The sequence below is a fragment of the uncultured Apibacter sp. genome (assembly GCF_946479295.1).
Taxonomy (GTDB): domain Bacteria; phylum Bacteroidota; class Bacteroidia; order Flavobacteriales; family Weeksellaceae; genus Apibacter.
Map to the genome: position 1 here is coordinate 17,775 of NZ_CAMLFD010000007.1, position 14,578 is coordinate 32,352.

Consider the following 14,578-nt stretch of genomic DNA (forward strand, 5'->3'; position numbering starts at 1 on the left):
AAAATAATCTTAAAACCAATGAAGAAAATTCTTGACTTGTTGTTTTCCACAAAGACAACGGCTGTTATGCTTATCATTTACGCTTTGGCAATGGCGTGGGGTACATTTGTAGAAAACGATTACGGAACTTCAGTAGCGAAAGCATTAATTTATAATTCAAAATGGTTTGAAATAATAATGCTTATCTTAATTTTAAACTTTATCGGCAATATAAAAAAATATAAATTATGGTCTTTTAATAAATGGCCTATATTAGCCTTTCATTTATCTTTTATTTTTATGTTTTTAGGGGGAGCAATAACCAGATATATCAGTTATGAGGGACAAATACATATTAGAGAAGGAGAGGTTAATGATGAAATTATTTCGGATGATACTTATGTTAAAGTTCAAATATCAGATTATACGGGTTTAACGAGGGCTTATCAAGATATCGGTTTTACATTTACTTCAGAAAATATTCCTTTATTACTTAAGCCCTTTCAAAAAAGGTTTTTAGCGAACTATGATTTTCAAGGAAAAAAAGTAAAATTACAGTCCATTGGATTTATTCCAAGAGCTCAAGATTCCTTACAACTTAATGGTTCTGGAAAACAAATATTGAAAGTGATCTCTTCCGGTAAAGGTGGAAGAGAGACAATATATATAGAAGAGGGTACAGCAAAACAAGTGCAAAATTCCACAATAAGTTTTAATAAAAACATACCTGGAGCTATCAATATTACATCTAATGATGAAGAATCTACAATTTCATCTCCTATGATGGGACGTCGGATGATTATGACTACACAAGAAGAGCTTTCAGTAGATGGAAATGATAAAAAACAGAATTTACATTATGCAAGCCTATATCAATTTCCAAATGTGACTTTTGTAATTCCTTTACCTCCTCAAAGAGGTAAAATAATCTATTTTGAAGGGGATAAAAATAAAAATTTGGAAGATCCAGATTTAGTATACATGAAAGCTACGACAGATCATGAGACTAAAGAATTTTCATTTTATGGTAAAAAAGGAATTACAGGAGTTCAAAAACAAATAAATATTGATGGTTTGATTATTTCGATAGGTTATGGTTCACGAATATATAAAACTTCTCCCTTTTCGCTAAAGTTAAATAAATTCACTATGGAGCATTATCCGGGTAGTAATAGTCCATCTTCATATGAATCGCATGTTTCGATTATAGACAATGGTAAGGAAATTCCCTACAATATTTATATGAATCATATATTAAATTATAAAGGATATAGATTCTTTCAATCCAGTTTTGATCCAGATCTTAAAGGGACTATATTATCAGTAAATCACGATTTATGGGGAACAACAATCACATATATAGGCTATGCTCTCTTAATAATAGGAATGTTTATGACATTGTTTTGGAAAGGAACTAGATTTTCAAAACTGAACCTTCAGCTAAAAAAAATTGCAGAATATAAAAAAATTCATGTCCTAGTTTTACTACTTTTAAGTCAATACGCTTTTACTCAAAATATTAACAAAGTAAGTGAAAAGCAGGGACATGATCATTCTCAACATACCTATTTAAATAATTCTAAAGAAGTTAACAGTAGAACTTTTAGCAAAACTATTAACATTCCAAAATCACATTCTGATAAATTTGGAGAACTTTTAGTTCAGTCTTTCGAAGGTAGAATCGAGCCAGTAAATACATTAGCTTTAGAAATTTTACGTAAATTATATAAAAGCGAAAAATTTTACGATTTAGATGCCAATCAGTTTTTTATTTCGATCTCTATGAATCCAATGAATTGGGCAAATGTTCCTATTATTAAAGTTGGAAATAGAGGAGGTGAACAGCTTAAAAAAATAACAAAAGCTAATAAAGAAGGATATACCTCTTTAATGAATCTTTTTATTACAAAATCCGACGGATCACCCTTTTTTGTGTTGGAAGATGATTTTCGACGAGCATTTAGTAAAAAACCATCTGAACGTACTAATTACGATAAAGAAATAATTGAGCTTAATGACAAGCTTCAAGTGATGCAAGGAATTATAAGCGGACAGTATTTAAAATTTATACCTATTCCGAACGATAAAAATCATACTTGGACTTCATGGATATCATCAGATATGAAAACTAATGAAACCGCTTTAAATTTAATAGGTGGATATTTTAGATCCGTGTTGTTAGCTGAAAAAGATGGGAATTGGAATCAAGCGGATGAAGCACTTCATAAAATAACAAACTATCAATTAAAATGGGGGGAAGAAGTTATCCCGTCAAAACCAAAAATTGATTGGGAAATCCGATATAATAATTGGAATATTTTCTTCAAAATTATGATTCTCTATGCTCTATTAGGAGTATTGTTACTTTTAATTGCTTTTTTAAAACTATTTACAGATACTAATAAATTCTATACAGGACTTGAAAAAGTTTTATTAGTAATTGTAATTCTAGCAATAATTATACAAGGCATTGGATTAGGAATACGCTGGTACGTATCGGGGCATGAGCCTTGGTCTAATGGATATGAAGCAGTTATGTTTATAAGTTGGGTAAGTGTATTGGCTGGGTTATTATTATATCGAAATAGGAACGGATTTATTCCAGCAGCTGGATGTTTGGTGGCTGTCATTTTAATGGGATTTGCTCATGGAGGAGATCAAATGAACCCTCAAATTACCCCCTTAGTTCCTGTTTTAAAATCTTATTGGTTAATGATACATGTTGCTGTAATTACTTCTAGTTACGGTTTTTTTGGCTTAAGTGCTTTAATCGGTACTGTTGTTTTAATATTATTTATCCTAAACCATAAAAGAATATCTCATAAGGTTGAAAGTTCAATTAGAGAATTAACTATTGTAAATGAAATATCCCTTACTCTTGGAATATTTTTATTAACTATAGGGACTTTTCTGGGAGGAATATGGGCAAATGAAAGCTGGGGACGTTATTGGAGTTGGGATCCTAAAGAAACTTGGGCACTTATTTCTATAATAATTTATGCCATAGTTCTCCATTTAAGATTAATACCCAATTGGAGAGGGAAATATTTATTTAATTTTTTGTCTATAATTTCTTTCTCATCCATACTTATGACCTATTTCGGAGTAAACTATTATTTATCAGGATTACATTCCTATGCGCAAGGAGATTCAGTTCCCGTGCCTTTGTGGGTCTATATAGTAGCTATGTCAGTAATTTTGTTGGGTATTATTTCATTTATGGCACAAAAAAGAAAGATTTATTCATAAAATTTTTGTTTAATTAACCTTATTAAAATTATTATATGAATGTTTTTAAAGTTTTTTTAATTTAATTTTATATAGTTTTATTCCGTAATAAGTAGAAAAAATAAGATAATTTTACAATTATTATTTTTTTAATATTTTGGTATAATAAAAACCTATTTTCTGATAATGATTAAATTTATTCGTAATAAATTACTCTTTGTTATAAAAAAAGCAAATAAATAAATGACAAAGAATTTCAAAATATCAAGAAATATAATTACATTTGTAATCTGTAAAATTAGACATCTTATCTGCTAAAACTATCGTTCCTTTTTTAAATAATTTCCAAAGGTGTATTAAAAAAATATAATTTTTTCAACTAAAAGTTTTACGGATAATGAAAAATAATAATAGTTTTCCATTATGATAATAAGGTATAAAACGTGTGGAATCTAACTTAGAATTTTAGAATTTTAAATTACTTTGTGATAACTTTTTTCATAATATATAAAGGGTTTGTAATAAGACCTTACTTACAAAAGAAGGAATAAGATTATAAGCTTTTCCTTAAAAAATTTTACATAATATATATATTTGCAATATTAATTTTAAATTAAAATTATGGAGTATAATACTCAAAGAAAAAAATTAATTATTCCTGAATACGGAAGACATGTACAACAATTGGTAGACCATTGTATGACGATAAAAGATGATAACGAAAGAAATAAATTTGCCAGATCTATTATAGATGTAATGGGTGATCTAAATCCACACCTACGTGATGTACCAGATTTCCAGCATAAACTATGGGATCAACTTTTTATAATGGCTAATTTTGAATTAGAAGTAGAATCTCCTTATCCTATCCCAACTAAGTCAGACATGAATACTAAACCAAAAAAGATGGGATATCCTAGTAATGAATCTAAATACAGATATTACGGTACTAATGTGAAGAAAATGATTGAAATAGCGCGAAGTTGGGAAGAAGGCGATAAAAAGGAAGGATTAAAATATGTTATAGCCAATCAAATGAAAAAAAATTATCTGAAATGGAACAAAGATCAGGTAGAAGATGAAGTTATAGTAAATCATTTAGAAGAATTGTCAAATGGTGCATTAAAATTAAATTCCAAAGATCCTTTAGTGAATATACCAATACAAAATAATTCAAATTTGACATATAAAAATAAAAATAGAAATAATAATTATAGAAACCAAAAAAAGAATAATTTTTCAAAAAATAAAAATAAATAATGAATACTTTTCAGATTTGTGGTGGAAAACCTCTTCATGGAGAATTTTATCCGCAAGGTGCCAAAAATGAAGCTCTTCAAGTCATATGTGCAACTTTGCTTACCTCAAAATCCGTTAGGATAAAAAATATTCCGGAAATTCAGGATGTATTAATTTTAATTGAAATTTTAAAAACTGTTGGGGTTAAAGTAACCAGGAATGTTAAAGGAGATTATACATTTTGTTCTGAAGAAATTGATTTTGAATTTCTGAAAAGTAAAGATTTTAGAAAAAACGGAGCACAGTTAAGAGGCTCCATCATGCTATTAGGCCCTTTGTTGAGCAGATTTGGAGAGGCATATATTCCTATACCAGGAGGTGATAAAATTGGAAGAAGAAGATTAGATACTCATTTTAACGGATTTATTGATTTAGGAGCGGAATTTGAATACGACGAAGAGGAAAAATTTTACTCCGTTAAAGCAAAAAAATTACAAGGAAATTATTTACTCTTAGAAGAGGCTTCAGTTACGGGTACCGCTAACATTATTATGGCAGCCGTGTTAGCTGAAGGAAAAACGCAAATATACAATGCCGCTTGCGAGCCGTATATACAACAGTTATGTAAGTTGCTTTTAAAAATGGGAGCGAAGATTGAAGGCATCGGATCTAATTTTTTGACTATTTACGGAGTATCTGAACTTAACGGTGCAGAACACACTGTTCTTCCTGATATGATTGAGATTGGAAGTATTATCGGATTAGCGGCGATGACTCGATCAGAGATTACAATTAAAGAGGCAAGTTGGGAAAATTTAGGAAATATTCCGGATACTTTTAGAAGATTAGGGATTCAAATAGATAAAATAGGAGATGATTTACACATTCCCTCACAAGAACATTATAAAATACAAAATTTTATTGACGGATCGATTTTGACAATTTCTGATGCGCCTTGGCCTGGATTTACACCAGATTTATTAAGCATTATTTTAGTGGTTGCTACGCAGGCTAAAGGAAGTGTTCTTATTCATCAAAAAATGTTTGAAAGTAGATTGTTTTTTGTTGATAAATTAATCGATATGGGAGCACAAATTATTCTTTGCGACCCGCACAGGGCTACCGTTATAGGACTAAACCATAAAGTACCTTTACGAGGTACAATTATGACTTCACCAGATATTAGAGCCGGTATTTCATTATTAATCGCTGCCATGTCTGCAAAAGGTACAAGTAGAATTCATAATATTTATCAAATAGATAGAGGGTATGAAAACATTGATGATCGATTAAGAGCTTTAGGCGCTGAAATTGAACGAATTAATGTTTAATCTAAAAAAAATAACAATGCATGGGAATCAACGTTTAAAAATTACTATCATAATCGCAATATATAATAGAAAAGAAGAACTCCAAGAACTATTGTACAGTTTGATTAAACAAACTGACAAAAACTTTGAAATAATTGTAGTTGATGATGGATCAGAAAAAAAACTTGAAACTATAGTTTCTTCCTACGCAAATGAATTAGATATAAAATATTTTTACAAAAATAATTCTGGAGCCGGTTTATCAAGAAACTATGGGGCAAGACATGCATCAGGTAATTATTATATTTTTTTAGATTCTGATTGTATTGTTCCCACAAATTACATCGAAAATGTACGCAATGAACTTAAACGTAATTATGTAGATGCGTGGGGGGGGGCTGATTCTGCCGATAAAAATTTTACGGATTTACAAAAAGCTATATCCTATTCCATGACCTCATTATTTACTACCGGTGGAATACGAGGAAATAAAAAATCAGTAAATAAATTTCAACCACGAAGTTTCAATATGGGAATTTCTAAAGAAGCTTTCGATGATGTAAAAGGATTTTCAGAGCTGAGAGTAGGGGAGGATCCTGATTTAAGCCTTGCTTTATGGGAAAAAGGATATAACACAAGTTTTTTTCCTGATTGTAAAGTTTTTCATAAAAGAAGATCCTCATTAAAAAAATTTTCCAATCAAATTTATCATTTTGGAATTGCTCGTCCAATTTTAAACCAAAGACATCCAAAATTTAAAAAGATTACATTTTGGTTTCCCTCTATATTTATGATTTTTACGGTTATATCTGTTCTATTATCTTTTATAGAATATTGGTTTATTTTACCGTTAGTTTTTTATTGTTGTCTTATATTAATTGATTCAAGCTATAGAAATAGGAGTTTGAAAATTGGATTGCTATCATTAGTATCAACCTTTATCCAGTTTTTTTCTTATGGATCCGGTTATTTGTTGTCTTATGTAAAAGTAGAAATTTTAAACATCGATCCAAAAATTGCATTTCCATCCCATTATTGCTAATTTTATCTAAAAGAAGCATGATTACTGGTTTTCATTAATCTTCCTTCTTCAACAACTTCTTTTTTATTTTCATAATAATATGTGTTATAATATAAGACATTGTTCTCTATTTTAACAGTTTTTACTTTTATTCCGCCATTTTTATTTATATACTTTTTAAAATTATCTTTTTTGGCCTCCTTTTTAGAAAAAAATAAAACATAATCACAATCATTTAACCATTCAATCCTCTTATAAGATTGTACCCCATTGGTAATTTCCAATTGCCTATTTCCCATTCTTATAATTATTGAATTTAAATTAGGATTTGGGCTAACATTTCTAAATTCACCTTTATTAAAATCGAGGCACGTAAGTTTCTTATCCTGAGCATAAGAAGTCAAAGAAAGGGATAAGAATAACAATATAATAATTTTTTTCATATCTCAAATATAACAAAATAATTTAGCTAAAAAAAAATAGGTGTTGATAACTTTATTTAGTTTATTATTAATCTATTACTATCAATATATTTATTATTTCAACTCATTCTGTTTTCAATAAATAATCTTAATTATCAGTATCTAATTATATTTTTTTTTAATAATATCATAAGAAATAATTATGTTGAAAATAAAATCTTTAAATAAAAAAAGCTATGCTAAATTAAAATTAACTTTGTAATACAAATATAAGCTACGTTTCGAATACATGAAATTTGACAGTCAAATATCTTCTACTATATTTATTTATAGTATTTAAATACAATAATTAAATCGTCAAATATTGTATTCGTGCTTTCCATGCTAAACTTTTAATAGTACTTAAATAAATTCTATACTAATTAAATGTTACGCATAATTTCAGTATAATATTTTAAATTAAACATAAAATGATTCAGACAGTTATTAAAAGAGATGGACGTGTTGTCGAGTTTAATAAAAACAAGATTTTTAATGCAATCAGTAAAGCGATGCAAAGCACAAAAAACGGAGTGGATTCTTTTTTAATACAAAAAATTACTGATGAAATATTTTCGCAGGGAAAAAAAGAGATGACCGTTGAAGATATACAGGATATGGTAGAAATGGAGCTAATGAAAAGCCCACGTAAAGAGGTTGCAAAAAAATATATATCCTATAGAGATCAAAGAAATGTTGCAAGGAAAGCGAAAACTTGTAATATGTTTTTAGAAATAATAGAAACGAAATCAAATGAGATAACGAGGGAGAATGCAAATATGAACGCAGATACTCCTGCAGGTATGATGATGAAGTTTGCAAGTGAGACTACTAAACCTTTTGTTGATGATTATCTTTTAGATCCTAAAGCAAAAGAAGCAATACAATCGAATTATATACACGTACACGATAAAGATTATTATCCCACTAAAAGTCTTACCTGTGTACAACACCCTTTAAATAAAATATTACAAAACGGTTTATTTGCAGGACATGGAGAATCTAGACCCGCAAAAAGAATTGAAACTGCAAGTATGCTGGCTTGTATTTCATTAGAAACCGCACAGAATGAGATGCATGGTGGTCAGGCAATTCCGGCATTTGATTTTTATTTAGCACCTTTCGTAAGGAAAAGTTATATAGAAGAAATCAAAATATTAGAGCAAATTAACGGAAAAAATTATGAGCATTTATATAACTATGAAATTAAAGATTATATAAAGGAAGGATTAGACGATAAACAGGGCGATCAAAGAATTGTACAACATGCCATAAATCGAACCGTGAGTCGGGTGCACCAATCTATGGAAGCATTCATTCATAATATGAATACCATACATTCGAGAGGAGGAAATCAAGTGGTATTCAGCTCTATTAATTACGGGACAGATACTTCTCCAGAAGGAAGGTGTGTGATAAGAGAATTATTAAAAAGTACAGACGAAGGAGTAGGGAATGGGGGAACAGCAATATTTCCTATTCAGATATGGAAAAAAAAGAGAGGGGTAAGCTATTTACCGGAAGACACCAATTATGATCTGTATAAATTAGCTTGTAAAGTTAGCGCTCGTCGTTTTTTTCCAAATTTTCTCAACTTAGATGCTACATTTAATCAACACGAAAAATGGGAATCAACTGATCCTGCGAGATATCAATATGAAACGGCAACTATGGGGTGCCGTACTAGAGTTTTTGAAAATAGATTCGGAGAAAAAACTTCGATAGGAAGAGGTAACCTTTCATTTACAACAGTAAACTTGGTCCGATTAGCATTAGAAAGTCGTGAGATAGAAAATGAATCAGAACGTATTCATGAATTTTTTAAAAAATTGGAAGATACCTTGCACATTGCTGCTATGCAATTACATCAACGTTTTGAATTTCAAAAAACCGCAGCACCAAAGCAATTTCCTTTACTTATGTCAACTTTATGGAATGGTGCAGAAAAACTAAAATCTGAAGAAAGTATTGAAAAAGTTATAAATCAAGGAACGTTAGGTATTGGTTTTATAGGACTGGCAGAAGCTTTAGTAGCGTTGATAGGAAAACATCATGCAGAAAGCGAAAAATCCCAAAAATTAGGTTTAGAGATAGTGACATTTATGAGAGATAAATCTTTGATCTTTTCAGAAACCTACCAGCATAATTATAGTATACTTGCGACGCCAGCCGAAGGCATTGCAGGAAAATTCACTCGTAAGGATAAGAAAGATTTCGGAATTATACCGGGAATAACAGACAGAGAATATTATACCAATTCAAATCATGTACCCGTATATTATAAATGCAGTGCACATGTAAAAGCACAAATCGAAGCACCCTATCATGAATTAACCAGAGGTGGACATATTTTTTATGTTGAAATTGATGGAGATGCCACACACAATCCACAATCAATTATGACAGTTGTAGATATGATGGATAAATATAATATGGGATATTCTTCTGTTAACCACACACGAAACAGATGTTTACAATGCGGATATGAAAATGCTTCCTCACAACTCGACGAATGTCCAAAATGCGGAAGTACACATATAGACCGTCTACAAAGGATTACGGGATATTTGGTTGGAACAACTGACAGGTGGAACTTTGCTAAGTTGGCAGAATTAAATGATCGGATCATCCATGACTAAAATATCAGTTTTAGATATCCTTTATGACACCACGGTGGATGGACCGGGATTTAGAACTTCAATTTATGCTGCCGGATGCATTCATAAATGTTTAGAATGTCACAATCCACAATCATGGAATTATGAAAACGGACAGGAATTTTCCATTGAAGAGTTGCTTGATATTGTTTCCGCTTCGGAATTTGCCAATGTTACCTTTACGGGAGGAGACCCTTTAATACAGGTAAATGAATTTACGGAATTAGCAAAAAAAATAAAAACTTTTACACATAAAAATATTTGGTGTTATACCGGATTTACATTTGAACAAATCAATAAATCCCAAAAATTATCACAAATTTTACCTTTTCTAGATGTACTGGTAGATGGAAAATATATGAACAATTTATATAATGAAAATTTGCCTTTTAGAGGCAGTTCTAATCAAAGAATAATTGATGTACCAAAAACACTTCAAACAGAAGAAATAATAGTTAAAGAAGACTTTTTTATATAAAAAATTTAAATCAAAATAAAAATTCACAAGATAAAAAACGCGTGATCCTTTAACTAAAGGAGTCAAATTGCACGTTCGATAAAAATTCATTATCTTTACGGTCTTATACTAAAGAAAAAAATAAATAAGTACATTTATGATAGGAGAAGGGGAAAAATTAATTCCTATTAACATTGAAGATGAGATGAAATCATCTTACATTGATTATTCAATGTCTGTGATAGTTTCCAGAGCTCTGCCCGATGTGAGGGATGGCCTAAAACCCGTTCATAGAAGGGTTTTATATGGAATGTATGAATTAGGAGTTACTGCAAATAGTTCTTACAAAAAATCTGCAAGAATTGTGGGAGAAGTAATGGGGAAATATCACCCACATGGAGACTCTTCTGTATATGATACTATGGTAAGACTTGCTCAAGAATGGTCCATGAGATATCAATTAGTAGACGGACAAGGAAATTACGGTTCCGTGGATGGAGATCCTCCGGCTGCTATGAGATATACAGAAGCACGTTTAAAAAAGATCTCAGAAGAGATCTTATCTGATATAGATAAAGATACCGTTGATACTCAGCCTAACTTTGACGATACCTTGGAAGAACCCAAAGTTATGCCTACTCGTATACCTATTTTGTTGGTAAATGGAGCTTCAGGTATTGCTGTTGGTATGGCTACTAATATGGCCCCTCATAATCTCACCGAATCCATAAGCGCTATATGTGCCTATATTGATAATAGAAATATAACTATTGATGAGCTCATGCAGCACATCAAAGCTCCTGATTTTCCTACCGGAGGTATCATATATGGATACGAAGGAGTAAGAGCTGCATTTGAAACAGGAAGAGGAAGAATTGTACTTCGCGGAAAAGCTAATTTCGAAGAAGTTCATGGTAGAGAAGCTATTGTTGTTACCGAAATTCCGTATCAAGTTAATAAAGCAGATATGATTGCTCGTACTGCCGAATTGATAAAAGAAGACAAATTACACGGCATATCCGAAATTAGAGATGAATCTGATAGAACTGGAATGAGAATAGTATATGAACTTAAGCATGATGCTATTCCAAATGTTGTTCTAAATCTTTTATATAAATATACTGCTTTACAAACTTCATTTAGTGTAAATAATATTGCACTTGTCAACGGTAGACCGGTACAGCTAAACTTAAAAGACATCATTCACCATTTTGTCGAACATAGACATGATGTTGTAGTAAGAAGGACTCAATATCTTCTAAAGAAAGCTCAGGAAAGAGCTCATATTTTAGAAGGATTTATGAAAGTAATAGCTACACAAGATTCTTTAGATTTAGCTATAAAAATAATTAGAGAAAGCTCAAGTCCTAGCGAGGCTAAAACAGGCTTAATACAAGAATTTGATTTAACGGAAATTCAAGCCCAAGCTATTCTAGATCTTAGATTAGCTCGCTTAACCGGTATGGAATTGGATAAAATCCGTGATGAGTATAACTCTATTATGAAAGAAATAGAATATCTTAAAACTATATTAAATGATGAAGGATTAAGATATACCATTATAAAAGAAGAGTTAGAAGAGATCAAACAAAAGTACGGGGACGAAAGAAAGACAGAGATTAATTTTGCGGGGGGAGAAATGAGTATTGAAGATATTATTCCAGATGAGAAAGTAGTGTTAACGATTTCGAAAATGGGATATATTAAAAGAACATCTCTTTCCGAATATAAAACTCAATCTAGAGGTGGTGTCGGAAACAGAGCTGCTTCAACAAGAGATGAAGATTTCCTTGAATACGTAGTATCCGCTACGGCACATCAGTATATACTTTTCTTTACAGAAAAAGGTAAATGTTTCTGGTTGAGGGTATTCGAAGTGCCGGAGGGTTCTAAAACTGCAAAAGGAAGACCTATTCAGAATTTAATTAATATTGAATCTGATGATAAAATAAAAGCCTACATATTAACCCATGATTTAAAAAATGAGGAATATACAAGCAATACATTTTTAGTCATGGTTACTCAAAAAGGAACGATCAAAAAAACAACATTAGAAGCTTATTCAAGACCTCGTGCGAATGGAATCAATGCAATTAATGTTAAAGAAGGAGATACCTTGATAAGTGCCAATTTAACTTCAGATAATGATGAAATAATGATTGCTACCAAATACGGAAAAGCCATTCGATTTCCACAGGAAAAATTAAGACCTATTGGTAGAAATGCTTCCGGAGTAAGAGGTATTACGCTTGGAGATAAAGACGACGAAGTAATTGGAATGGTGATTATTTCAGATCCGGAAAATGATACAATTTTAGTGGTATCTGAACAAGGTTATGGAAAACGTACCCATGCAGATGCCTATCGTATCACTAACAGAGGAGGAAAAGGAGTCATTACCTTAAATATTACTGAAAAGACAGGAAATCTGATAGCTGTTCAGAAAGTAACAGACGATAATGATTTAATGATTATAAATAAATCGGGTGTGGCTATTAGAATGTCTGTAGAAGAATTAAGAGTTATGAGTAGAAATACGCAAGGCGTTAAACTCATTAACCTTAAAAAGAACGACGAAATTGCAGCTATCACTAAAATCGAAAAAGAAGAAGGCGTAGATGAGGAAGAATATGATGAAAATGAAAATAACATCGAGAGTGTTTCCGCTTCAGAGATAGAAAAAAATAACGAAAATTCAATTAATTCTGATGATTCGGAAAACAATTTAGACGGATCAGAAGAAAATGATAACACAGAAACCCAGGAATAAAAACCTTTATATGAAAAAAATATCAGTTTCCTTATTTTTATTAATGAGTCTTATTTCCTTCAGTCAAGAAAAAGAAATAAAAGATGCTTTTAACGCATTCGAAGGGGGTAATAAATCTAAAGCTCAAACATTAATTCAACAAGTAGAGACAACTGTTGATGAAAAGATTACCAGTTTAGATCCGGATACTTATGCCAAATATTTATACGTAAAAGGAAATTCTTTATTAGAACAAGGGAAGACATTAGAATCCGCTAAAATTTTTTCTAAATTAGCGATGTATGAAAAGGGACCTATATATTCTTTAAAGAATAAAAATACTAAAGAAAAAGCCTTTGTTCTTACAAAAGCAGAAGTAGAAAAATTGAGTTCGGAAGGCTTTTCTGGTTTAAAAGAAACTAAATCGGGAACCAATTATTTACAGAAAATTATTCCTGTTTTAGAACAAAAAAGACAAGAAATTTCTAACAAAGCAACCTCAGAATATAATACTAAACAATATGTAAAAGCGGGTGATGATTTTTTGGAATCTTATTATTTAACTAAAGCTGCAGGAAATGCCGATAATATTTTCAAATATTATTCTGCCATATCTTATCATGCAGCTGAAAAAAATACCAAAGCTTTAGAATTATATTTAGAACTGCTTAATGATGGTTATACCGGTGAGACAATCACTTATACGGCTTTACAAAATGGAAAAAGAGTTTCCTTAAGCGAAGAACAATATAATTTGTTTAAATCCACACCAAGTTCTGAATTTTCTGATTTTAAAAAAGAAGAATCTCCTTCAGTTGAAGCAGATTTATATAACTATGCGATTTCCATATTAATTTCCGATAAGAAATATAATGAGGCATTGGCTCTCGCAGAAAAAGGATTGAAAAAACTGCCTAATAATACTAATTTGAATTCTCAAATTGGAGAATTGTATTATCAAACAGGACAAACAGATAAATATATTACTAAATTAAAAGAATCTGTTCAAAAGAATCCTAATGATTATGTTTCTTACTACAATTTAGGAGTATTATACAGTAAGGATCCACAAACGATGGTTCAAGCAAAAGAAAATTATAACCAAGCCTTACGTATAAAACCGGATTATGCTGCAGCCTATCTAAATTTAGCCGCTTTATTATTATCTCCTGATAAAGAGATTGTTGAAAAAATGAGAGCTTTAGGTTCTACCAAAGCAGATCAACAAAAGTATGATGCTTTATTAGAAAAAAGAAAAGATATGTTTAAACAAGCTTTGCCTTATTTAGAAAAAGCATACGGATACGACAATAAAGATAAGGGAATAATACAGGCATTAAAAGAAGCTTACAGGGTACTACAAATGAAAGATAAATTGGAAGAAATGAGAAAAATAGAAGCAGCATTATAAAAAGATATTAAAAGTAGTATATATATAAAATAAGGGGAAGTATTGATATATCTTCCCTTACTTTTT

9 protein-coding genes are annotated in these 14,578 nt (G+C 30.7%); 8 read left to right on the forward strand and 1 reads right to left on the reverse strand.

Features of this window, described 5'->3' with window-relative positions; all coding sequences use genetic code 11:
- The first annotated feature begins 18 nt into the window (after positions 1 to 18).
- From ccsB to Q0T35_RS06150, 4 genes are all read left to right on the forward strand, one after another.
- Positions 19 to 3,228 (forward strand): c-type cytochrome biogenesis protein CcsB, encoded by a 3,210-nt coding sequence (ccsB, locus tag Q0T35_RS06135; protein ID WP_295841359.1) that lies wholly within the window; start codon positions 19 to 21, stop codon positions 3,226 to 3,228.
- A gap of 600 nt (positions 3,229 to 3,828) precedes the next feature.
- Positions 3,829 to 4,467, forward strand: a complete 639-nt coding sequence (locus tag Q0T35_RS06140; protein ID WP_293918024.1) for a DUF4290 domain-containing protein — start codon at positions 3,829 to 3,831, stop codon at positions 4,465 to 4,467.
- Entirely contained in the window at positions 4,464 to 5,777 is a 1,314-nt protein-coding gene (gene murA, locus Q0T35_RS06145) for a UDP-N-acetylglucosamine 1-carboxyvinyltransferase (RefSeq protein ID WP_295841412.1), read from the forward strand. Before Q0T35_RS06140 ends, murA begins: the two co-directional genes overlap by 4 nt.
- 16 nt (positions 5,778 to 5,793) lie before the next feature.
- Positions 5,794 to 6,798 (forward strand): glycosyltransferase, encoded by a 1,005-nt coding sequence (locus Q0T35_RS06150; protein ID WP_293918023.1) that lies wholly within the window; start codon positions 5,794 to 5,796, stop codon positions 6,796 to 6,798.
- Positions 6,799 to 6,800: 2 nt separating this feature from the next.
- On the opposite strand, the gene Q0T35_RS06155 is transcribed toward Q0T35_RS06150, so the two are convergent.
- Entirely contained in the window at positions 6,801 to 7,220 is a 420-nt protein-coding gene (locus tag Q0T35_RS06155; protein WP_293918022.1) for a hypothetical protein, read from the reverse strand.
- 449 nt (positions 7,221 to 7,669) lie between these two features.
- Here Q0T35_RS06155 and Q0T35_RS06160 point away from each other — a divergent pair, with 449 nt between their 5' ends.
- The 4 genes from Q0T35_RS06160 to Q0T35_RS06175 all read left to right on the forward strand — a co-directional run bounded on the left by Q0T35_RS06160 (position 7,670) and on the right by Q0T35_RS06175 (position 14,512).
- Complete coding sequence (locus Q0T35_RS06160) at positions 7,670 to 9,877, forward strand: anaerobic ribonucleoside triphosphate reductase (protein ID WP_293918021.1); 2,208 nt, start codon at positions 7,670 to 7,672, stop codon at positions 9,875 to 9,877.
- The gene (gene nrdG / locus Q0T35_RS06165) at positions 9,870 to 10,373 is read left to right on the forward strand and encodes an anaerobic ribonucleoside-triphosphate reductase activating protein (RefSeq protein ID WP_295841360.1); all 504 of its coding nucleotides are present in this window, start codon (positions 9,870 to 9,872) and stop codon (positions 10,371 to 10,373) included. Before Q0T35_RS06160 ends, nrdG begins: the two co-directional genes overlap by 8 nt.
- 136 nt (positions 10,374 to 10,509) lie before the next feature.
- The gene (gyrA, locus tag Q0T35_RS06170) at positions 10,510 to 13,122 is read left to right on the forward strand and encodes a DNA gyrase subunit A (RefSeq protein ID WP_295841362.1); all 2,613 of its coding nucleotides are present in this window, start codon (positions 10,510 to 10,512) and stop codon (positions 13,120 to 13,122) included.
- Positions 13,123 to 13,132: 10 nt separating this feature from the next.
- The gene (locus tag Q0T35_RS06175) at positions 13,133 to 14,512 is read left to right on the forward strand and encodes a hypothetical protein (RefSeq protein ID WP_295841364.1); all 1,380 of its coding nucleotides are present in this window, start codon (positions 13,133 to 13,135) and stop codon (positions 14,510 to 14,512) included.
- Positions 14,513 to 14,578: the final 66 nt, after the last annotated feature.

What these genes read in the sequence shown, in the direction of transcription:
- ccsB (WP_295841359.1), top strand. Translation starts at nt 19, where the DNA reads ATGAAGAAAATTCTTGACTTGTTGTTTTCCACAAAGACAACGGCTGTT.
- Q0T35_RS06140 (WP_293918024.1), top strand. Translation starts at nt 3,829, where the DNA reads ATGGAGTATAATACTCAAAGAAAAAAATTAATTATTCCTGAATACGGA.
- Q0T35_RS06150 (WP_293918023.1), top strand. Translation starts at nt 5,794, where the DNA reads ATGCATGGGAATCAACGTTTAAAAATTACTATCATAATCGCAATATAT.
- Q0T35_RS06155 (WP_293918022.1), bottom strand. Translation starts at nt 7,220, where the DNA reads ATGAAAAAAATTATTATATTGTTATTCTTATCCCTTTCTTTGACTTCT.
- Q0T35_RS06160 (WP_293918021.1), top strand. Translation starts at nt 7,670, where the DNA reads ATGATTCAGACAGTTATTAAAAGAGATGGACGTGTTGTCGAGTTTAAT.
- nrdG (WP_295841360.1), top strand. Translation starts at nt 9,870, where the DNA reads ATGACTAAAATATCAGTTTTAGATATCCTTTATGACACCACGGTGGAT.
- gyrA (WP_295841362.1), top strand. Translation starts at nt 10,510, where the DNA reads ATGATAGGAGAAGGGGAAAAATTAATTCCTATTAACATTGAAGATGAG.
- Q0T35_RS06175 (WP_295841364.1), top strand. Translation starts at nt 13,133, where the DNA reads ATGAAAAAAATATCAGTTTCCTTATTTTTATTAATGAGTCTTATTTCC.